This window comes from Flammeovirga sp. SJP92, from assembly GCF_001583495.1.
Classification (GTDB): domain Bacteria; phylum Bacteroidota; class Bacteroidia; order Cytophagales; family Flammeovirgaceae; genus Flammeovirga.
This window is the reverse complement of record NZ_LQAQ01000093.1, coordinates 624,401-645,616: the sequence shown is the minus strand read 5'-3', so window position 1 is coordinate 645,616 and position 21,216 is coordinate 624,401. Positions and strand designations below refer to the sequence as shown.

At 31.2% G+C, this 21,216-nt stretch carries 20 protein-coding genes; 19 read left to right on the top strand and 1 reads right to left on the bottom strand.

Annotated elements, in window-relative coordinates; genetic code table 11:
• The first annotated feature begins 80 nt into the window (after positions 1-80).
• Both AVL50_RS23365 and AVL50_RS23360 read left to right on the top strand, forming a co-directional pair.
• Positions 81-1,880 (top strand): chloride channel protein, encoded by a 1,800-nt coding sequence (locus AVL50_RS23365; protein ID WP_062618969.1) that lies wholly within the window; start codon positions 81-83, stop codon positions 1,878-1,880.
• Between the two features lie 44 nt (positions 1,881-1,924).
• The gene (locus AVL50_RS23360) at positions 1,925-3,055 is read left to right on the top strand and encodes a hypothetical protein (protein ID WP_062618967.1); all 1,131 of its coding nucleotides are present in this window, start codon (positions 1,925-1,927) and stop codon (positions 3,053-3,055) included.
• Here the strand turns inward: AVL50_RS23360 and AVL50_RS23355 are convergent.
• A complete protein-coding gene (locus tag AVL50_RS23355; protein ID WP_062618965.1) occupies positions 3,047-3,733 on the bottom strand; it encodes an arylesterase in 687 nt (228 codons plus the stop codon). The genes AVL50_RS23360 and AVL50_RS23355 overlap by 9 nt on opposite strands.
• Before the next feature lie 110 nt (positions 3,734-3,843).
• Here AVL50_RS23355 and AVL50_RS23350 point away from each other — a divergent pair, with 110 nt between their 5' ends.
• The 17 genes from AVL50_RS23350 (at position 3,844) to AVL50_RS23270 (ending at position 21,103) form a co-directional block, all read left to right on the top strand.
• Positions 3,844-4,272, top strand: a complete 429-nt coding sequence (locus AVL50_RS23350) for a hypothetical protein (RefSeq protein WP_062618963.1) — start codon at positions 3,844-3,846, stop codon at positions 4,270-4,272.
• Between the two features lie 101 nt (positions 4,273-4,373).
• On the top strand, positions 4,374-4,895 hold the full coding sequence (locus AVL50_RS23345; protein WP_062618961.1) for a hypothetical protein: 522 nt from the start codon (positions 4,374-4,376) through the stop codon (positions 4,893-4,895).
• A 17-nt stretch (positions 4,896-4,912) separates the two neighbouring features.
• Positions 4,913-5,656 carry an NRDE family protein gene (locus AVL50_RS23340; protein ID WP_062618959.1) on the top strand — a complete coding sequence of 248 codons (744 nt, stop codon included), beginning with the start codon at positions 4,913-4,915 and terminating at the stop codon, positions 5,654-5,656.
• Between the two features lie 103 nt (positions 5,657-5,759).
• The gene (locus AVL50_RS23335; protein ID WP_062618957.1) at positions 5,760-6,647 is read left to right on the top strand and encodes a hypothetical protein; all 888 of its coding nucleotides are present in this window, start codon (positions 5,760-5,762) and stop codon (positions 6,645-6,647) included.
• 92 nt (positions 6,648-6,739) lie between these two features.
• The gene (locus AVL50_RS23330; protein ID WP_062618955.1) at positions 6,740-7,813 is read left to right on the top strand and encodes a DNA replication/repair protein RecF; all 1,074 of its coding nucleotides are present in this window, start codon (positions 6,740-6,742) and stop codon (positions 7,811-7,813) included.
• Between the two features lie 7 nt (positions 7,814-7,820).
• Positions 7,821-8,162, top strand: coding sequence for a DUF721 domain-containing protein (locus tag AVL50_RS23325; RefSeq protein ID WP_062618953.1), 342 nt, complete (start codon positions 7,821-7,823; stop codon positions 8,160-8,162).
• Between the two features lie 16 nt (positions 8,163-8,178).
• Positions 8,179-9,255, top strand: coding sequence for a mannose-1-phosphate guanylyltransferase (locus tag AVL50_RS23320; protein WP_062618951.1), 1,077 nt, complete (start codon positions 8,179-8,181; stop codon positions 9,253-9,255).
• 35 nt (positions 9,256-9,290) lie between these two features.
• Positions 9,291-10,556 (top strand): nucleotide sugar dehydrogenase, encoded by a 1,266-nt coding sequence (locus AVL50_RS23315; RefSeq protein ID WP_062618949.1) that lies wholly within the window; start codon positions 9,291-9,293, stop codon positions 10,554-10,556.
• 127 nt (positions 10,557-10,683) lie between these two features.
• Positions 10,684-11,742: a hypothetical protein gene (locus tag AVL50_RS23310; RefSeq protein WP_062618948.1), complete on the top strand. Its 1,059-nt coding sequence runs from the start codon at positions 10,684-10,686 to the stop codon at positions 11,740-11,742.
• A 7-nt stretch (positions 11,743-11,749) separates the two neighbouring features.
• Positions 11,750-13,147: a nucleotide sugar dehydrogenase gene (locus AVL50_RS23305; RefSeq protein ID WP_062618946.1), complete on the top strand. Its 1,398-nt coding sequence runs from the start codon at positions 11,750-11,752 to the stop codon at positions 13,145-13,147.
• Between the two features lie 2 nt (positions 13,148-13,149).
• Positions 13,150-14,418, top strand: a complete 1,269-nt coding sequence (locus AVL50_RS23300; RefSeq protein ID WP_062618944.1) for a nucleotide sugar dehydrogenase — start codon at positions 13,150-13,152, stop codon at positions 14,416-14,418.
• A complete protein-coding gene (locus AVL50_RS23295; RefSeq protein ID WP_062618942.1) occupies positions 14,418-15,413 on the top strand; it encodes an SDR family oxidoreductase in 996 nt (331 codons plus the stop codon). The genes AVL50_RS23300 and AVL50_RS23295 overlap by 1 nt, the downstream gene beginning before the upstream one ends.
• 2 nt (positions 15,414-15,415) lie before the next feature.
• Positions 15,416-16,423: an NAD-dependent epimerase/dehydratase family protein gene (locus AVL50_RS23290; protein ID WP_062618940.1), complete on the top strand. Its 1,008-nt coding sequence runs from the start codon at positions 15,416-15,418 to the stop codon at positions 16,421-16,423.
• 5 nt (positions 16,424-16,428) lie between these two features.
• Positions 16,429-17,547 carry an O-antigen ligase gene (locus tag AVL50_RS23285; RefSeq protein WP_062618938.1) on the top strand — a complete coding sequence of 373 codons (1,119 nt, stop codon included), beginning with the start codon at positions 16,429-16,431 and terminating at the stop codon, positions 17,545-17,547.
• The gene (locus AVL50_RS23280) at positions 17,544-18,833 is read left to right on the top strand and encodes an O-antigen polymerase (RefSeq protein WP_062618936.1); all 1,290 of its coding nucleotides are present in this window, start codon (positions 17,544-17,546) and stop codon (positions 18,831-18,833) included. The genes AVL50_RS23285 and AVL50_RS23280 overlap by 4 nt, the downstream gene beginning before the upstream one ends.
• A complete protein-coding gene (locus tag AVL50_RS23275) occupies positions 18,826-20,115 on the top strand; it encodes a lipopolysaccharide biosynthesis protein (protein WP_062618934.1) in 1,290 nt (429 codons plus the stop codon). The genes AVL50_RS23280 and AVL50_RS23275 overlap by 8 nt, the downstream gene beginning before the upstream one ends.
• Positions 20,084-21,103, top strand: a complete 1,020-nt coding sequence (locus tag AVL50_RS23270) for a hypothetical protein (protein ID WP_062618933.1) — start codon at positions 20,084-20,086, stop codon at positions 21,101-21,103. The genes AVL50_RS23275 and AVL50_RS23270 overlap by 32 nt, the downstream gene beginning before the upstream one ends.
• Positions 21,104-21,216: the final 113 nt, after the last annotated feature.

Here is a 21,216-nt window from a genome sequence, read left to right as displayed (position 1 = left end):
ATATTCAAACGTATTATTTTTGGAGAAATAAAGGTATTCTCATTTTTTGTAGACCAACAGAAACATTTTTTAATAGATAAATGGCAAAATATAAATTAGTCGAAAAGTTATTAAACTTAAGAAGGGTACACCTCTCCGATAGGAATTTTATTCTTATTGTTAGTAGCATGGTGGGTATAGCTTCAGGTTTAGCAGCTGTTCTATTAAAGCTTTCAGTACATCATATTCATGAGCACCTTACACATTATAGCTTTGGAGATAATTGGGGGTTGTTATTATTCCCAATAATTGGTTTGATCATAACAACTTTAATAGCAAAATCACTTTACAAAGAAAGTAGTGTAGGACATGCTATCACTGATATTCTTCACGATATTTTTAGAAATAACAGTAACATTGGAAAGAGTAAAATGTATTCCAGGTTCGTTACTTCTATGTTTACCGTAGGTTTTGGAGGCTCCGTTGGACTAGAGTCCCCGATTGTATTAACAGGAGGAGCAATTGGCTCTAATATGGCCCAGTCATTTTTGTTGGATTATAAAACCAAAACATTGATGATTGGATGTGGTACGGCAGGGGTGATCTCCGCCATATTCAATGCACCTGTTACAGGTTTGATTTTTAGTATTGAAGTAATTTTGACGGGAGTTTCTGTAGCGAACTTTGTGCCTCTATTAATATCATCAGTGAGCGCGGCAATTGTATCATCATTAATTGTAGGTGAAGAAGTATTGTTCTCCTTTAAAATAACAGATGACTTTCAAGCACAGAACATTCCTTTCTTTATCATATTAGGTGTTTTAGCCGGTTTGATGTCTATTTATTTCAATCAGACATTGCATCAGATGGAACATTTGATGGAAGAGAAATTTCCAAATAGATATAGAAGAGCATTGTTTGGCGGTATTTTATTGTCTATCACAATCTTTATTTTTCCTCCAATTTATGGTGAAGGGTACGAGTCTATTAAAGCATTGTTAAATGGACACGAACATCATCTTTTAGAGAGAGCAGAGCTTTTTGAGAGTATTATTCCAAATACTAAAGCATGGTTGTTTTTGGCATATATCATTATGATATTATTTGCAAAAGTGATTGCCGCTTCTTTAACGCTTTCATCGGGAGGTAGTGGTGGTACTTTTGGACCTGCCTTGGTGATTGGGGGTCTGACAGGTTTTGCCTTTGCAAGGTTAGTCAACCTTTTAGGTTTTGCAAGTCTTCATGAATCTCATTTTATACTTGTAGGTATGAGTGGAGTTTTATGCGGAGTAGTATATGCCCCGTTGACTGCCATCTTCTTAATTGCAGAAATTACAGGTGGTTATACACTTTTTGTTCCCTTGATGTTGGTTTCAGCAATTGCTTATACTACTGTAAGTGTGGTGAACCCTGATGCTCCTCACGTGAGTACATTAAAAGCAAGAGGTGACTATTTGAAAGGAGATAGAGATATGCAGGTCTTGGACCGTTTAAATATCAATAAACTAATTGAAACCAACTTTGTTACTGTACAAGTAAGAGGTTACTTGAGTGATTTAGTAAAAGCAATTAGTGTGAGTCAAAGATCGGTTTTTCCTGTTGTAGACAAAGAAGGAAAGCTGAGAGGAATCATTACGTTAGATCAAGTAAGGGAAATCATGTTTGATCAGGAACAGCAAGAAACTGTAAAAATTGCTAATGTAATGATGCAACCACCAAGTATTGTTTATTATGGTGAAAGAATGCAGAGTGTGATGCAGAAATTTGAAAAAGAAGATGCATGGAATTTACCAGTGATAGATCAGGATAAGAAGTATGTTGGGATGGTTTCCAAATCTAGAATTTTCAGTGTCTACAGAAAGCAACTTCAAAGATTGAATAAGGAATGGGTAGGTAATTAATCATTTTCGATTGGTCAACCATTTAATTCTTAAAAAAAATAGCGATGAGCGAGTTTGAAATATATCTAACAAAGAAACGAATAGATCATAAAGTTTTTAAGGCATCAGAACCAGAAAGATACCAGGAATGGGAATCGCTGTTTATGATGGTACACCCTAAAAGTTTTACGCAGCAGAAACTATTTTTAATCAATCAGATCAGAAGAAGATATTGGTTGGCTGAGGCTGTAAAGGTGGAAACACCTAAACCAAAACCTAAGGCTTCTCCTGTAAAAAGAGTAGTTAAAACAACTTCGACTTCAGATGAAACGGTAGATAAACCAAAGCCTAAGTTCAGACCTAAAGTAAAACCAAAAGCTACCTCTGCAGCAACTGAAGAAGAATCAAAAGAGGTGAAGAAGCCGGCTAGACCTGTCGTAAAAAGAAAATCAACAGAAGAAACTGAGGGAGAAGCTCCTAAAAAAGCTACTCGTCCTGTGATGAAAAAGAAACCAGCTTCTTCAGAGAGTGAAGTACCTTCTAAGCCCGCTCGTCCAGTTTTTAAACGTAAATCATCAGAAGGCAGTGAAGAGGAGAAACCAAAGGTTGCTCGTCCTGTGATGAAAAAGAAACCAGCTTCTTCAGAGAGTGAAGTACCTTCTAAGCCCGCTCGTCCAGTTTTTAAACTTAAATCATCAGAAGGCAGTGAAGAGGAGAAACCAAAGGTTGCTCGTCCTGTGATGAAAAAGAAACCAGCTTCTTCTGAGAATGAAGTACCTTCTAAACCTTCTCGTCCAGTTTTTAAGCGTAAAACATCAGAAAGCAATGAAGAGGAAAAACCAAAGGTTGCTCGTCCTGTGATGAAAAAGAAATCGGCTTCTTCAGAGAGTGAAGTATCTTCTAAACCTTCTCGTCCAGTTTTCAAACGTAAAACATCAGAAAGCAGTGAAGAGGAGAAACCAAAGGTTGCTCGTCCTGTGATGAAAAAGAAATCGGCTTCTTCAGAGAGTGAAGTGCCTTCTAAGCCCGCTCGTCCAGTTTTTAAACGTAAATCATCAGAAGACAGTGAAGAAGAGAAACCAAAGGCCGTTCGTCCTGTGATGAAGAAGAAGCCCGACTCAGAAGAGGAAACTGAAAAGCCTAAAAAAAGAGTAAGGCCTGTAATTAAGCCTAAGAGAAAAGACGATTCAGAGTAACGGTTTTAATGCTTCTATAACATTTTGCGCTACGATTTTAGCACCCTGTTTGTTAGGGTGGATACCATCTTCTTGATTTAACGAAGGTTCACCTGCTACATTTTCTAATAAAAACTTTAAAAGATAAGTCTTTTTATTACTTGCAATAGCGGGGTAGATTTTCTGAAAAGTACCAAAATAATCTTGTCCCATATTAGGCGGAGGAACAATGCCTGCTAATAATATTTTACAATCAGGATTAACGGTTCTTACTTTATCAATAATACTTTCAAGGTTTTGCTGACTACTCTTAGGTGAAATTCCTCTTAATGCATCATTTCCTCCTAAAGCTAAAACGAAAATATCGGGTTTATTCTGACTTAAAATCCAGTCTACTCTTTCATTTCCTCCAGCAGTTGTTTCACCACTCAAACCAGCATTAATGCAGTTATAGTTGATATTTAAGCTATCAAATTCCCTTTGGATGACAGATGGAAATGAAGCTTCTTTTTCTAAACCATACCCCGCTGTTAAGCTATTGCCAAAGAATATGATATTCTTTTTTTTCGCTTTTTTAGTAGATGCTTGTTGTACTTCAGCTATTGTTGAACTAGACTTTTCTTTTTTTTGTTCTGTTGAATTACACCCTATTAAGGTATAAAGTAAAAAATGGAATATAAAAAATGTACTTCTTTTCATAATTTCTTGCAGATGTATTTTTGGTAAAAGTAATGTTCAAAATCTGAAAAAATAAACCATTAAATTGCAATAGCTATTTTACCTTTAAACCTAATTTTATTTCCAATACAATGCAAAAAGATTTTAAAATCCATAAAGTATTGTCGTATTGGGCCCTTCGAATTGTACCGTCAGTCATCCTTTTTCAATCATTACTCTATAAATTCGGAGATGACGCAGAGTCGGTATATATTTTTACAGCAACAGGCTTAGGCGATGATACACGGCTGTTGATTGCTGTTTTTGAATTTATAGCTGCATTTTTTTTAGTTTACCCTCCACTTTCCAAAGAGGGAGCAAGAATTTCACTTGTCATTACCTCTTTTCTGCTGATTGTTCATTTATTCATAGTAGGGGTAGATTTGCCCGTTGAAGGAGGCTACTCAGAAGGTCTTCAATTATTTGGTATGACGCTAGTAGCTTTTTTAACTTCATTATTAGTTTTTGAGCAGGAGGTAGAAGGAGAAAAAACCTATGGAGGTGAGTTATCTTTAAAATAAACTCGCTCGAGATAAAATAATTTCATGAATCTTTATAATTTTAAGCTGTTTTATTATTTTTAGAATAAGACAGCTAATTTTTTGCTCTTAATTTTTAATCCATGAAAAATCCTGTAATTCAATCTGCTGTAGAGCTATCAGACCAACTTTGTAATTTATTACCCCAATTATCAGAAGAACAATACGTTGCTCCTTTGGACTTATTCAATGGCTCATCTATCGGTCAACATGCAAGGCATATTATTGAATTTTATCAATGCCTGCACGCAAGTTATCAACAAGAGGTCTCTGTTTGTTATGAAGAGAGAAAGAGAAACCTTGCGATGGAATGCGATCTCAAAGAAGCGATCTCAAAAGTAGAAGAAACTTCTCATTGGTTGAAAACAATTCATGAACCTTTTTATAGCATGAATTTGGTAGTAAAAGACTATCAAAAAAGTAATATGAATGAATGGAGTACTCCAACAACGCTAGCAAGAGAGGTACATCATTGTAATGAACATGCTGTTCATCATTTAGCGATTATTAAAATAGGTCTTCAACATTATTTTCCTAATGTAGTTATTGGTGAACAAGTGGGCGTAGCAAAGTCTACAACTGCTTACCAAAAACAACAATCTTAGGAATAGAATTATAATTTATGTGTACACTCAGCTACGTTCCAATATCGCCCAATTCTTATATATTCACCTCAAACAGAGACGAAAGGAAAAGTAGATCTTCTGCTTTTGCTCCAACAATTCATAAAGAAAAAGGAGTTAAATTTTTAGCCCCAATTGATGGTGAAGCACTAGGGACTTGGTTGGGAGCAACAGAACAAGGGAGAGTAGTTTGCCTTTTGAATGGAGAATTCAAAATTCATATACCAACACCTCCTTATAGACACAGTAGAGGTAAAGTGGTGATTGATGCGTTAACAGCTACAAATGTTTTGGACTATCTAGAAGACTATGATTTTGATAACATTGAGCCATTTACATTAATCGTTGTTGAAAATAGGAATGCTATTGAGCTTCAGCAATTTGTGTGGGACGGTTCAAAAAAGCATTTTACAATCTTAGATAGCAGTACTCCTCATATTTGGTCTTCTTCTACCTTATATACCCCTCAACAAAAAGAAAAAAGATCGGCTGATTTTATGCAGTGGCTTGATCAACAGAATAGATCTTCAAAGGAAATATTAAAAGTCCATGAAGCTATCAATACAGAGAGGAAGTTAGGTTTGTCAATGCTAAGACCTCAGTATTGTACGGTAAGTTCAACTCAATTAGAAGTGGATGCTGTGTCAGTAAACATGTTCTATCACGACAGACTTACACAGGAAAAAGATCAACTTAGGTTGCCATTTACTATTATAAATTATGAATCTCAAACCAGACTTTAGACATAGGGTTTTAAAGTGGGAGTTTTGGCCCTTTTATATATTTTATATTCCAGTCTACTTTTTTTATTTTTTTCTCTCTATACTTTCTAAGTCATTTAGTTTTATGACCTTAGCGAACCCTGGAATGAAGTATGGAGGTTTTTTTAATTACTCAAAGTTCAATGCACTAAAACAAATTCCAGCAGAGTATTTGCCGAAATCTCATTTTTTTAAAACCACACCATCATTAGAAGATATAAAGTCTACCATGGATGAATTGGGGTTAAATTTTCCAATAATTCTGAAACCTGATGAAGGAGAAAGAGGCAGTGGCGTTGAAAAAATTAATTCAGAAGAAGAAATTGAAAACTATTTATCTTCAAACCCATTGGGTGTAATCATGCAAGAGTTTATTACTGCTAACTATGAATATGGTGTAATGTATGTAAGGCGTCCTTCGGAACAAAGTGGGCAGATTACATCAGTAGTTTACAAGGGAGAGCTATTTGTAGTAGGAGATGGGAAAAGTACTTTGTTTGAATTATTTAAAAGTCATAACAGGGCAATTTTGTATATTGATTTTTTAAAAGAGAAATATAGTAATGAGTTAGACCTAATTCTTCCAGAAAATAAAATTTTCATGCTCTCAAAAATGGGAAACCACTGCAGAGGAGCAATTTTTAATGATGCGAATTATTTAAAGGAAGAACTGGATATTCAGGTTTTTGATAAAATATCTTCTCATGTAAATGATTTTTATTTTGGAAGGTATGACCTGAAAGCTGAAAGTGAGGAGGCATTGAAGGAAGGTCGTTTTAAAATTATGGAATTGAACGGTGTAAATTCTGAACCTGCACACATTTATGATCCAGGAAATTCAATTATTAAGGCTTATAAAGATTTATTCTCACACTGGTGGAAGATTTATCAAATCAGCAAAGAAAATAGAAAAAAGGGCTATCAAGAAACTTCATTCCCAATTTTAGTAAAGTCATTAATGCAACGATCGTAGTTTTATTATAGAAATCGTTATTCACTTTTTATGTAACAATAATGATATCATTATAAAATGATTACTTTTGCACCCTAGCAAAAAGTAATTACATGTATCTAGAACGGCTTTATCTAAAGAATTTCAAAAATTACGATGAGCTCACCTTGGAATTAGAGGAGGGGATCAACTGTATCATTGGACCCAATGGTATAGGAAAAACGAACTTGATAGATGCTGTTTACATGTTGTCCATGACAAAAAGTGCTTTTAGTTTTACCGAAAACCAAAATGTAAAACATGGAACTAGCGATTTTGCTCTCTCAGGAAGATTTAAAACCGAGAATGATTTGAGTACTGTTATTTGTCAGTATGATAAATCAAAGAAGAAGATAAGTCTTAATGGAAAAGAATACAGTCGCTTCAGTGAGCACTTTGGGAAATTTCCTTGCGTTTTAATAGCACCTAATGATACAGATTTATTAAGGGAAGGAAGTGAAATCAGACGAAGGTATTTTGACAGTGTAATTTCTCAATTTGATAAAGAGTACCTACAATCTCTTATTGATTATCAAAGAGCGTTATTGCAAAGAAATCAATTGTTGAAAAACTTTGCTGAGCAAAGGCAAATTCCTAATAAAGAATGGGTGGCTCCCTATAATCATATGTTATTAAAAGAGGGTCAGAAAATCCATTCAAAAAGAAAATTATTTATAGAAGAATTTCTTTTCAATTTTAAAGAGGCATATGTATCTCTTGCTGGAGAGGAAAATGCAGATATCAATTATAAATCAGACTTTGGATCAAATACAATTTTTGAAGAGTCATGGGAGAAAGATATTGCTTTACAAAGAACAACTAAAGGTATTCATAAAGATGATTTTGATTTCAGGTTAAATACTTATCCGCTTAAGAAATTTGGTTCACAAGGTCAACAAAAATCGTTTATCATTGCTTTGAAACTAGGGCAGTATTTACTCCTTAAAAAGCAACTTCACACCAGTCCTATATTGTTATTGGATGATATTTTTGACAAATTGGACGACATTCGTATCAAAAAATTGCTTGATTTAATAAAAGAAAAGAAATTTAACCAGATTTTATTGTCAGATGCCCGACCTGAACGGTCTAAAACATTGATAGATCAAATTTCGATGCCTTGTAATATCATAGAATTAAAAAAATGATTTAATTTTGAGTGATGATAAAAAAATAAAATACAGGTTTAGAAAAGTAACCCCAATTCCCAAAAAACATGAGTCGATAAGTGTAGCTGGTGCCATGCAGGATTTTGTGAAATCTTTAAAAAAAAGTCACAGTTATAATCAAGCACTTATTGAAAAAGTATGGGAAGACGAATTAGGTACGCCAATTGCTTCTCGAACTGTTAGTTTAAAGTTAAGAGGTAAGGTACTTTACGTACGCTTATCTACTCCTACTCTCAAGAACGAATTGACGATGGCTAGGGAAAGAATCGTTAGAAAATTAAATAGAAGGTTGGGGGCTGAAGTATTAACAGATATAAAATTTGCATAAATAACTATTATATAAAATGAATAACAATTATGTGGTCATAATGGCTGGAGGAATCGGAAGTAGATTCTGGCCATTTAGTAGAGAAAAAAGACCAAAGCAGTTTCAGGATATTTTAGGAGTAGGCCGTACCATGATCCAGCAAACAGTTGATAGGTTTGAAGGTGTATGCCCTAAAGAAAACATATATATAGTTACGAGCAAGGATTATAAAGAAATCACAAAGGAACAATTGCCTTTCCTTTCAGATGATCAAATTCTGTTAGAACCTTGTAGAAGAAATACAGCACCATGCGTCGCTTATGCTGCTTATAAGATCGGGAAAAAAGATCCTAATGCAAATATAGTAGTAGCACCTGCAGATCACGTGATCTTAGACGTTCCAGAATTCCAGTTGAGAGTAGAAAAAGCATTACATTATGTGGCCTCTCATGATATTTTAATCACACTTGGTATTCGTCCAAATAGACCTGATACAGGGTATGGTTACATTCAGGCACTTAATGATGAAAGGTTAGAAGTTTTATATAAAGTTAAAACCTTTACAGAAAAACCTAATGAAGAACTAGCAAGAGCCTTTGTATTAAGTGGTGATTTCGTATGGAATGCGGGAATTTTTGTTTGGAATGCCAAAGCAATCAAGAAAGCCATTGAAACACATCTTCAAGATGTTCATCAACTGTTTAGTAGTGCAGAAGAATCCTTCTATACGTCACAAGAAGAACAGAAAATAGATGAACTTTATCATCAGTGTAGAGACATTTCTATTGACTATGGTATCATGGAGCATGCTGAAAATGTTTATGTCATGAGAACAGATTTTGGTTGGTCTGATCTAGGTACTTGGAAGTCTCTCTACGAACAAGCAGATAAAAATCAAGAAGAGAATGTTCTTCATGGTAATGTAATGTCATATGAAACTTTCAATACAATTGTAAAAACACCAGAAGATAAACTGGTTGTTGTACAAGGCCTTGAAAACTATATTGTGGCTGAATATGATAATGTTTTGATGATTTGTGAGAAAGATCACGAACAAAGAGTCAAGCAGTTTTTAGCAAATGCTAAAGATCAAAAAGGCAAAGAGTTTGTCTAATTTTTTAATTCAAAACTATTACAAAGAATCAACTAATGAATAAAACTATTGGAGTAATAGGCTTAGGGTACGTAGGATTGCCTTTAGCTGCTGAGTTTGCCAAACAGAAAGTTAAAGTTATTGGTTTCGATATTAATTCAGAAAGAATTAATGAGTTAAATAAAGGTATTGATCATACTTTGGAAGTATCATCTGATGAGTTGAAGGAAGCGCAGGATTTTATTAATTATACTTCCAATACAGATGATTTGAAGGCTGTAGATATTTATATTATCACAGTCCCAACTCCAATAGATGAATATAAAACTCCAGACCTTACACCTTTGAAAAAAGCGAGTGAGACTGTTGGTAAGGTATTGTCTTATGGAAATATAGTAGTATATGAATCTACTGTATACCCAGGATGTACAGAAGAAGTTTGTGTACCTGTTCTTGAGAAAGTCAGTGGATTAAAGTTTAATGAAGACTTCTATGCAGGTTATTCACCGGAAAGAATAAATCCTGGTGATCATGTACATAGAGTACATAATATCATGAAAGTAACTTCAGGTTCGACACCAGAAATTGCAGAAGAAATTGATCAGATGTACCAGGTAGTGGTAAAAGTTGGTACGCATAAAGCTTCTTCAATCAAAGTAGCTGAAGCTGCAAAAGTAATTGAGAACTCACAAAGAGATTTAAATATTGCATTTGTAAACGAACTATCAAAAATCTTTGATAAAGTAGGTATTGATACTTTAGATGTATTGGAAGCAGCTGGTACAAAATGGAACTTCTTACCTTTTAGACCTGGTTTAGTAGGAGGTCACTGTATTGGAGTTGACCCGTATTATCTTACTTACAAATCAGAATCTTTAGGGTATCATCCAGAAGTTATTTTAGCAGGTCGCCGAATCAACGATGGTATGGGGTCGCATGTAGCTAACAAAGTATTACGTTTGATGATGGAGAAAAATGCTTCCATTCAAAAGGGAACAAAAGTTCTAATGTTGGGTATTACTTTTAAGGAGGACTGTCCTGATATTAGAAACTCAAAAGCAATTGATGTAATCCGTGAGTTACAATCTTTCAATTTAGATGTAGAGGTATATGACCCTCATGCAGATAAAGAAGAGGTATACGAAGAATATGGAATCAATTTATTATCAGAAGTAGGAGATAACTATAGTGCCATTATTCATGCAGTAGCACATCAAAGTTTCAAAGAAGAGATAGATTGGAAAGCATTGAGTGAATCAGGTGCAGTGATATACGATGTGAAAAGTGTAATTGATAAAAAATATATTACAGACCGCCTTTAATTTATGCTTGTTTAAATATAGTAGTGAACATTCTTAAATCGTATAATTAATCTTTTATTTGTAGAACTTTATAAGTTCTACTAGTATATTTTATATTTGCACATAAAATATTTGAGATTTAGCCTGTATGGAAGAAAATAAAAACAAATCGAATCACCAAACAGCTTCTAATAATGATGAAATTGATTTAATCGAACTATTTTCAATAGTTGGAGATAAAATTAACTTAATTGTCATTAATATATGGAAGTTATTTTTAAATGTAGTCTTATACTTTTACAATATCCTTAATAAATGGAAAGTTTTAATTGGATTGGCAATTGTTATTGGAGGGGTAATAGGTTATATGACAAAAAATACTTCAAAGTTTTATTCCTCAAAAGCTACTATAAATTCAAGGTTCTTGAAAGGAGTTGATTTTACAACAGAAGTAAGTGAGTTGAATGCCCTTTGTACTGATGAAGGGAGACCTATGTTGGCAAAAGCTTTGAATATACCAATTAAGACAGCAGAATTTATTTCTGAAATATCTGCAACAGGATATTATAAATTGTATAAGTATGGTGCAATTGAGAATTCTCATATTGCTGATTCGTTATTGATGAAAAGCTATGATACCGAAACTCGTTTTGAGATTGTAGTAAGCTCTATTGACCCCAATATTACGAAACAACTAATCCAACAAGGTTTTGAATATTATTTTAATAATAATGTTTATATAAAGAAAAATCTAGATGTTTATAGGAAGAACCTTTCAATAAAGTCAGATTCTTTTGTTGAAGAAAAAAAAGAATTACAGGAGTATAATAAAGCTTATAAAAAAATTATAGATTCACAAGGTGATATAATTCAACAAGGTAAACCAAGTAGAAATAATCCAAATATTGTTTTAATGTCTACAGATCAACAAAACGATAGTTATATCAGGCAGAGTGGAGAGCTTGCTTTTGAGGCCATGCAAAAAAGTAGAAGGGCTGATGATAGTATTGCAGTTATAAGGCAAAAACTATCATTATTACAACCTGTGGAATTTGTAAATAGATTCTCCGAATTTTATACTGTATCCTTATCGGCTAAAGGTAAAACAGCTTTAGGAATGTTAGTAGGATTTATATGTGTTATAGCTTTTGCCATTTTAGCAGATATCAACTCTTATCTAAAAGATAAAGCCAATTTGAAAAATTAATGCTGTTATGAAAAAAGAAATTAAAAATATTTGTTGTATCGGAGCGGGTTATGTAGGAGGGCCTACAATGGCAGTCATTGCATTGAAAAACCCAGAAATTAAAGTGAATATTGTTGATATAAATGACCAACGTATTCAAGATTGGAATGATACAAATTTAGATAATCTCCCTATTTATGAACCAGGTTTAGCAGAAGTAGTAGAACAGACAAGAGGAAAAAACTTATTCTTTTCTACTGATGTGGATCAAGGTATCAGGGATGCAGATATGATCTTTATATCTGTAAATACGCCAACAAAAACGTATGGAAAAGGCAAAGGTCAAGCTGCGGATTTAAAATATATTGAACTTTGTGCTCGTCAAATTGCAAGAATAGCACAGCGAGATAAAATAGTAGTAGAAAAATCGACACTTCCTGTAAGAACAGCAGAAGCATTATCTGATATTTTATCTAACTCTGAGAGTGGTTTTAATTTTGAAATCCTTTCAAACCCTGAGTTCCTAGCAGAAGGTACTGCAATTGACGATCTTCTAAATCCAGATAGGGTATTAATCGGAGGTGATAATACAGAATCAGGACAAATTGCGAAAAATACTTTATCTTCAATATATGAAGCTTGGGTACCAAAAGAAAGAGTTTTGCAAACGAATGTATGGTCTTCAGAGTTATCTAAATTGACTGCAAATGCGTTTTTAGCACAACGTATTTCGTCCATTAATGCTATGTCTGCTTTATGCGAAAAAACAGAAGCAGATGTGGATGAAATTGCACGTGCAATTGGCATGGATAGTAGAATTGGACCAAAATTTTTAAAATCATCTGTTGGTTTTGGTGGTTCATGTTTCCAAAAAGATGTCTTAAACTTGGTTTATATTGCAAAATCTTATGGACTTGATGAGGTCGCTGAATATTGGGATCAAGTAATCAAGTTAAATGATTATCAAAAAAGACGTTTTGCTGACCGTATTATCAAAGAGTCTTATAATACAGTGTCAGGTAAAAAAATTGCTTTCTTTGGTTGGGCATTTAAAAAAGATACCAATGATACACGTGAATCAGCAGCAATTTATGTAGCAGATCATTTATTAGATGAAGAAGCTGAAATTGTTGTTTACGATCCTAAAGTATCTGAGGAAAGAGTATATGCTGATTTAGAATACTTAAATAATCATTCTTCTGAATACATTAGATCAAGAGTAAAGGTAGTAAACAATCCTTTTAATGCTGTAGATGATGCTCATGCGATTGCTGTTCTGACAGAATGGGATGAGTTCAAGGATTATAATTGGGGAGAGATTTATTCAAAAGTACTAAAACCCGCAAATATATTTGATGGGAGAAATATTTTGGATACTGAAACATTAGTGGAATTAGGATTTAACGTTTATAATATCGGAAAATAAAAATGACTGACATCAAACAAAAAAAACTTGCAGTAATTGGATTAGGATATGTTGGTTTACCTTTAGCTGTAGAGTTTGGTAAACAAGGCTTTTCTGTTATTGGCTTTGATATTAATTCTGAAAGAATTAAAGAGTTAATTAATGGAAAGGACAGTACTCTTGAAGTAACTCCTGAAGAAATGAAACTTGCTGAGGGTTTATCATATACTGATCAAATAGAATCAATTAAGGATGCTGATATTTATATTGTAACGGTACCAACTCCAATCGATGAATATAAAACTCCTGATCTTACACCTTTAAGAAAATCTAGTGAAACTGTAGGTTCAGTATTATCAAATGGTAATATTGTAATTTATGAATCTACAGTATACCCTGGTTGTACAGAAGAAGAGTGTGTCCCTGTTCTAGAGAAAGTTTCAGGACTTACTTATAACAAAGATTTTTTCTGTGGTTATTCGCCAGAGAGAATTAACCCAGGTGATCATGTTCATCGAGTTCACAATATTATGAAGGTGACCTCTGGTTCAACACCTGAAGTAGCTGAAGAAGTAGATCAATTATATAAAGCAATTGTAACAGTAGGTACTCATAAAGCACCTAACCTAAAAGTTGCAGAAGCTGCAAAAGTAATAGAAAACTCACAAAGAGACTTAAATATTGCTTTTGTAAACGAATTGTCCAAAATTTTTGATAAAGTTGGTATTGATACTCTTGATGTATTAGAAGCAGCTGGTACAAAATGGAATTTTTTGCCGTTTCGACCTGGTTTAGTAGGAGGTCATTGTATTGGGGTTGATCCATTCTATTTAACATATAAAGCGGAATCTCTTGGTTACCATCCTGAAGTAATTTTATCAGGGAGAAGAATTAATGATGGAATGGGGCCTTTTGTCGCGAATCAAGTGATTAAGTTGATGGTAAAAGCAGGACATGCAATTAAAAATTCAAAGGTTCTTGTTTTAGGGATTACATTTAAAGAGGACTGTCCAGATATCAGAAATTCTAGAGTTATTGATGTTATCCAAGAGTTTCAGGAGTTTGGTGTGGATTTAGACGTTTATGATCCTTACGCTTCAAAGGAAGAGGTGAAAGAAGAGTATGGTATTGATCTAGTTAATGAACTTGGTAACGATTACAGTGCCGTTGTATTAACTGTTGCTCATAAAGAATTTAAAGAGTTGAATTGGTCAAAAATAAATAATGGATCAACTGTTATTTATGATGTGAAAAGTGTTTTACAAAAAGAAATTATTACTGATAGATTATAATGAATCAGAGCAAAATAGTTAACTCTAAAGTTCTTGTAACAGGCGGAGCAGGTTTTATAGGATCAAATTTAGTTGAAGTTTTACTAGAACAAGGAAATAAAGTAGTAGTTTTAGATAACTTTTCAACAGGAAAAAGAGAAAATGTTGAGCCTTTTTTGTCAGATTTAAATTTCAAATTAATAGAAGGAGATATAAGAAATTTAAATGATTGTATGGAGGCATGTGATGGAATGGAATATGTTTTACATCAAGCTGCATTAGGTTCTGTACCACGATCAATAAATGATCCAATCACTTCTAATGAGGTGAATGTAGGAGGTTTCCTAAATATGTTAATTTCAGTTCGAGATAAAGGTGTTAAAAGAATGGTATATGCTGCAAGTTCGTCAACATACGGAGATCACCCTGGATTACCAAAAGTGGAAAATAAAATAGGTAATCCTCTTTCTCCTTATGCTGTTACAAAATATGTTAATGAACTATATGCTGATGTTTTTTCTAAAACCTATGGAGTTGAAGTAGTTGGCTTAAGATATTTTAATGTTTTTGGTAAACGTCAAGATCCATTCGGTGCATATGCGGCGGTAATACCTTTATTTATTAAAGCATTGATTAATCATGAAAGTCCCATGATTAATGGTGATGGAACACACTCTAGAGATTTTACATATATAGATAACGTTGTCCAGATGAATCAATTGGCAGCATTAACACAAGATAAGGGTTCAATCAATACAGTTTATAATACAGCTCAAGGAGAAAATACAAGTTTAAATGAGTTAATAATTTCTTTGAAAAAGAATCTTACTCAATTTGACTCCAAAATAAAGGAAATTGAAGCAACTCATCGAGAAGAAAGAGTAGGTGATGTAAAACATTCTTTAGCAGATATATCAAAAGCAGTTAAATTATTGAACTATCAGCCAACTCATAATGTAGCCAAAGGAATTAATGAGGCTATCGAATGGTATTGGAATTATTTTAATAATAAATAATTATGAAAATATTAGTAACAGGAGTTGCAGGTTTCATTGGTTTTCATGTAGCAAAAAAATTAATCGATGATAATATTGAAGTAATAGGAATTGATAATATTAATGATTATTATCCTATGACTTTGAAATTTGATAGATTAAAAGAATTAGGGATACAACCTGATTTTATAAGGTATAACAATAAAGTGAAAAGTGAAACAATGAAAAGTTTCACTTTCTTGCGATTAGATATAACTGATGAATCACATTTATTGAATTTATTCAATAGAGAAAAATTTGATATAGTTATACATTTAGCAGCCCAAGCTGGAGTTCGATATAGTCTTGATAATCCAAAAGCTTATATTAAATCCAATATAGAAGGGTTCAATAATATTTTAGAAGCGTGTAGAAATTTTCCTGTGAAGCATTTGGTTTATGCGAGTAGTTCAAGTGTATATGGAATGAATAAAGAACAACCTTTTTCTGTAAAACATAAAGTCGATAGTCCTGTGAGTCTGTATGCGGCAACAAAGAAAAGTAATGAACTAATGGCTCATTCTTACAGTTATCTTTATAATATTCCAACTACAGGTTTAAGATTTTTCACAGTATACGGTCCATGGGGTAGACCTGACATGGCCCCAATGTTATTTGCTAAATCAATAATTGAAGGTAAGCCAATTAAAGTTTTTAATAATGGTAATTTGGAACGAGATTTTACTTATATCGATGATATAATAACAGGTATAACTAAGATTATGTCGTTACCTCCTTGTGAAAAAATACCTTATAGAATCCTTAATATTGGAAATAGTAAACCAGTGAAATTAGGAGAATTTATAAATGAGATCGAAGAAGCTTTAGGGGAAAAGGCAATTAAAGAAATGTACCCAATGCAAGATGGAGATGTGTATAGTACTTTTGCAGATGTATCTGAATTACAGCAGTTAACCAATTATAAACCTACAATTGCATTAAAAGAAGGAATTACAAAATTTATTAAATGGTATACTGCTTACTTTAATTAAAATATATGCAATTAATTAAGGTCTTTAACGATAATCATAACAAATTAGTTAAATATTGTTTGTATTTAGCAGTTTTTTTTCTACCAATTGACATTTGGTTTAACTCGTTATTTATATTAATATCATTTTTAATAACTGTATTAAGTAAAAAACAAAGATATAGCTATAGTGGTAATTTATTTATGTATATATCTTTTGCATGGTTTTTATTATTTTTAATATCTATACCATTTGTAAAAGATGTAAGTTATCTTTTGAAGCATATTGAAACTAATTATTTATTCGTTTCTATCCCTATTGTGTTATTTTCGTTAATAAGTATTAGAGATGAAGATGTGTTTCATTATTTCTGTATTCTATATTTCGCTTGTGTTATCTATTTCATTATTTCATTATTTAATGTAATAGAACTAGCTGGTATAGAAGTTTTATTTTCTAAGCATACTTCAACATACTTATTGCATTATCATGATATCCATCATTCATATTTTGGATTATTTGTTGCGATATCTTCATTGTCAATCTTAAAGAAAAGTAACGTAGTTAGTTTCCTCATTCTCTTTGTTATTAATTTATTAATATTAATTATACTAAGAGGAAAGATGAGTATTTTAATTTATTTATTGGGTGTAGTTCTAATAAATATTAAGAATTTTAATAATCAACTCAAATTTATTGGTTTATTATTTTTACTCTCAATTCCTGCTATTTTCCTATTAAAGGAAAACCTTATTATATTATTAAATGAGAGAATTTATATTTGGGAAAATGCTTTAGACGTAATTTTTTCAAATTTCTTATTTGGAGTTGATCCAAGTAGAGTTCAAGCTATCTTAGCAGAGAATGCTCAAAATAATGAAATAGTCTCTGATATGTCTTTCAATATGAATGCACATAATCAGTTCCTAACTTCATTTTTGTACTTTGGTATTTTTGGTTTTGTATTCATTTCTCTTTTCTTTCTAATTCCTCTGTATTATTCTATCAAAAAGAGAGACTCTAATTTATTAGTGTTTTTAGTATTATTATTTATATCATTTCAAACAGAATCATTTCTGTTAAGACAACAAGGAATTGTTTTTTCTTTATTCTTTCTCTCCCTTTTAATATCAAAAAATAAATGAAAGAAATACTGTTGATATTATATATTATTATTGCTTTAGTACTAGTTAATTTTGTTTATAAAAAAATAAAACTAACAAATTGGTCGATTGGTACATATCTTATTTTATGGATAATTGTATTCTATTATATTATGCCAATTATAATGCTATTGTCTAATATTATTAATGGTAGGACTTTAGGGGTAGAGCCATATTATGGTTTGAAAAATATAAATGAAGAAACATATGTTGATTTCTTGACGTTATTTATTTCTAGTTTTTTTACATTAGTTTTTATTGTAAGCTATAATTTAAAAATTAAACAAAAGAAAGTAAATGAAATAATATATAGGAAAATAAAAATATTTCGTTATAAATTCGATATTCAGCATATTTTATCATTTTGTTTGGTATTATTATCCTTGTTTTCGATGTTTTTTTATGTCTATGGATTTGGTGGTGTTGGAAAAACTTTATCATATGCAAAAGCTGTGAGAGCAGGTATACTATCAATCGATCATAATTACCTTTTTTTAAAAAGGTTTTTAAAATTTTCTATTTTACCAATTCTATTGTTTCCTATTCTTTATAAAAGAAATAAGAGTAAATATATTTTTCTCTTTTTTATAGTATCTTTATTTACATATGGATTGACACTGAAAATTTATGAGTCTAGGCAAAATTATATAGATTTTATGCTGATTTTATTTTTGTCTTATTATTTGAAAAATAATAAAGCACTAACAAATGGTATAAAGCTTTTAATTTTTTTCATCATTATATCAGCACCTTTTCTTATATATTTAGTATTAGACGGAGATAGTAAATTTGATAATTTAATCGCTGATTTTTCATTTCCACAGTTAAGCCTTTTTGTTGGTTTAGATAATTCGTATAATTATTTTTTATTTCAAGATATACTATCATCACCATTTGGTAATGTTTTACCATCAAGTTTATCTCCATTTTCTCCTACTGGAGAAATAGTTTTTTTAAATACATATTATATTTTAGGTACTAAAGAATCAATAGTTCCAGCAGGGATAGTAGGTTGGTCTTATTATAATTTATCAATTTTTGGTGTAGGAATAGTTGCTTTTACTTTGGGGATTATTTTCAAAAAAATAGATTCTTTTTTTCAAGAATTATTACAATCTGATATGAATTATGCTTATATATATTCGTATATCATTTTATCAAGTGTTGTGATAATAAGAACAGGTTCGCCAAGGTTATATTTATTCTATCCTTTATTTATTACTATTTTTTTAGTTTTTTTCTGCCAAGCAAGGTATTCTGATGATTAGAAATATTTTAAAAAATAAGACCTTAAAAAAAATTTTTATTTTAATCTTTGGAACAGGATTTTCTCAATTATTAAATCTAGCTTTTTCACCCATTCTTTCAAGGTTATATTTACCTGAACATTTTGGAGTAGCTTCATTATTTTTATCATCAACAGCAACTTTATCTGTGGTTGGATCATTAAAGTTTGAACAAGCAATTCTTTTACCTAAAGAAAATAAAGAAGCTAAAAACTTACTACATCTATGTTTAATAATAATTTGTTCCATTACATTGATATTATTTGTACTTTTAGTACCAACAGCACTTCTTCTTAACCTTTTTTCTTCCTTAGATTCTGTTTATTTATTCTTTATTTTATTATTACCAGTAGGTTTTTTCATCAATAGCTTTATTCAATTATTAAGTATTTTTTTAACTAGAATAAAGAAGTATTCTTTAATTTCATCTACAAGAATATTACAAAGTAGTTCAATAAACATATCTCAATTAAGTTTTTCTTTCATATCATTAAGTTCATTCAGTCTAATATTTGGACAAATATTAGGTGGCTTAATGAGTATATTATTTTCAACATTCTTTATTAAGGAATACATATTTGGTTTTCATAAATTAAAAAAGAAAATAATTTTTTATTTAATGAAAAAATATCAAAGATTTCCAAAGTATTCAATTTTATCAACACTAATGAATGCTTTGTCTTTATCAGTACCTATTTTTTTGTTGAATTTTTTTTATGATGAATCTGTAGCAGGTTACTTTGCTATGTCGTATAAATTATTGATTGCTCCTGTCAGTTTAATAGGAAGAACATCAAAGAATGTTTATTTTGAAGAAGCTTCAAAGATATATAGAGAAGGAGGAAGGATTATAAAAATTTTCCAAAAGCAGACACTTATACTAGGACTGATTATTTTATTACCTCTGATTGTCATTTTTTTTTATGCAAAACAAATCTTTACTACACTACTTGGAGCAGACTGGAATGGAATAGACCTCTATATTAGAGCTATTGTACCATTAATATTTTTTATAATGCTTAACGGTCCTTCAGTAGCAAATATCAATATTCTATCTTTACAAAAATTTCAATTCAAATATGAAGTTGTTCTATTAGTACTTAGAATATTGTCAATAGGTATAGGTTATGTTCTTTTTAATGATCCAATTAAAAGCATATCTTTTTATGTATTGGTTGGTTGTATTATGAATTCAATTTTAATATTAAAAAATTCTATAGAAATAAGAAAAAATGAAAATAGCTATACATCCTCGAGAAAATAGTTTTTCGGATAGTTGGACTGAACTATGTGAAGAAGAAGGAATAGATTATACTTTAGTAAATTGTTTCGATAATAACATTATTTCTATCTTAAAAGGTTATGATGTATTATTATGGCATTGGCATCATACTGATTCCAAGGCAAAACTAATTGCAGATACTTTGATGTATTCTGTTGAATTAATGGGATTGAAAGTTTACCCTAATTATAAAACATCACTATTCTTTGATGATAAAATAAAACAAAAATATTTATTTGAGTCTATCGGAGTACCTTCAATCGTAACAAATATTTTCTTTGATAAACAGTCTTCAAGTAATTTTTTAAGTAAAACGTCTTTTCCAAAAGTTTTTAAATTAAAAGGTGGGGCGGGTGCTAGTAATGTAAGATTAATCAATAACATTAGTCAAGCTAAAGAAATCAATAATATTATGTTTGATACAGGTATTTCTTTAGTTTCTAGCCATACTAGTGATGCTAAAGCAAAATTTAAAAAAATAAAATCTTTTAAAGATTTTATTGAAAAAGCATTACGTTTTCCAAGTGTATTCTTGAAGAAAAGAAAATTAAATAAGTCTTTTAATAAAGAAATAGGATATACATATTTTCAAGATTTTTTACCTAATAATACTTATGATATTAGAATAATTGTAATATCAAATATTGCTTTTGGTATAAAAAGGATGAATCGAAAAGATGATTTTAGAGCATCAGGTAGCGGTAATATAGATTATGATATATCTGAGTTAGATACGTCAATTGTAAATAAATGCTTTGAAATAAAAAATAAATTAAGTTTGCAATCAGTAGCATTTGATTTATTATATAATAAAGATAAAGTTGAATTTGTTGAAATGTGCCACGTTTGGTCTAGAAAAGCTTACTATCCTTGTAAAGGATATTGGGATAGTGAATTAAAGTGGCATAATAATTTAGATTTTAAGCCAGAAAATTACATTCTAACAGAATTGATTAAAGGTAAATTGTAATTATGAATAATATTTCATCATTATTATTCAATTTTATTAACATCATGTGTTGAAAAAACTAAGATAAACAAGATGTATTAGAGTTAAAAGTAGCCCCAATGATACAGTTAGAA

Excerpts from the sequence above, each read along its gene's own strand:
- AVL50_RS23350 (WP_062618963.1), top strand. The coding sequence starts at position 3,844 with ATGCAAAAAGATTTTAAAATCCATAAAGTATTGTCGTATTGGGCCCTT.
- AVL50_RS23310 (WP_062618948.1), top strand. The coding sequence starts at position 10,684 with ATGGAAGAAAATAAAAACAAATCGAATCACCAAACAGCTTCTAATAAT.
- AVL50_RS23290 (WP_062618940.1), top strand. The coding sequence starts at position 15,416 with ATGAAAATATTAGTAACAGGAGTTGCAGGTTTCATTGGTTTTCATGTA.
- AVL50_RS23315 (WP_062618949.1), top strand. The coding sequence starts at position 9,291 with ATGAATAAAACTATTGGAGTAATAGGCTTAGGGTACGTAGGATTGCCT.
- AVL50_RS23340 (WP_062618959.1), top strand. The coding sequence starts at position 4,913 with ATGTGTACACTCAGCTACGTTCCAATATCGCCCAATTCTTATATATTC.
- AVL50_RS23275 (WP_062618934.1), top strand. The coding sequence starts at position 18,826 with ATGATTAGAAATATTTTAAAAAATAAGACCTTAAAAAAAATTTTTATT.
- AVL50_RS23335 (WP_062618957.1), top strand. The coding sequence starts at position 5,760 with ATGACCTTAGCGAACCCTGGAATGAAGTATGGAGGTTTTTTTAATTAC.
- AVL50_RS23305 (WP_062618946.1), top strand. The coding sequence starts at position 11,750 with ATGAAAAAAGAAATTAAAAATATTTGTTGTATCGGAGCGGGTTATGTA.
- AVL50_RS23330 (WP_062618955.1), top strand. The coding sequence starts at position 6,740 with ATGTATCTAGAACGGCTTTATCTAAAGAATTTCAAAAATTACGATGAG.
- AVL50_RS23365 (WP_062618969.1), top strand. The coding sequence starts at position 81 with ATGGCAAAATATAAATTAGTCGAAAAGTTATTAAACTTAAGAAGGGTA.
- AVL50_RS23285 (WP_062618938.1), top strand. The coding sequence starts at position 16,429 with ATGCAATTAATTAAGGTCTTTAACGATAATCATAACAAATTAGTTAAA.
- AVL50_RS23355 (WP_062618965.1), bottom strand. The coding sequence starts at position 3,733 with ATGAAAAGAAGTACATTTTTTATATTCCATTTTTTACTTTATACCTTA.
- AVL50_RS23270 (WP_062618933.1), top strand. The coding sequence starts at position 20,084 with ATGAAAATAGCTATACATCCTCGAGAAAATAGTTTTTCGGATAGTTGG.
- AVL50_RS23280 (WP_062618936.1), top strand. The coding sequence starts at position 17,544 with ATGAAAGAAATACTGTTGATATTATATATTATTATTGCTTTAGTACTA.
- AVL50_RS23345 (WP_062618961.1), top strand. The coding sequence starts at position 4,374 with ATGAAAAATCCTGTAATTCAATCTGCTGTAGAGCTATCAGACCAACTT.
- AVL50_RS23360 (WP_062618967.1), top strand. The coding sequence starts at position 1,925 with ATGAGCGAGTTTGAAATATATCTAACAAAGAAACGAATAGATCATAAA.
- AVL50_RS23320 (WP_062618951.1), top strand. The coding sequence starts at position 8,179 with ATGAATAACAATTATGTGGTCATAATGGCTGGAGGAATCGGAAGTAGA.
- AVL50_RS23295 (WP_062618942.1), top strand. The coding sequence starts at position 14,418 with ATGAATCAGAGCAAAATAGTTAACTCTAAAGTTCTTGTAACAGGCGGA.
- AVL50_RS23300 (WP_062618944.1), top strand. The coding sequence starts at position 13,150 with ATGACTGACATCAAACAAAAAAAACTTGCAGTAATTGGATTAGGATAT.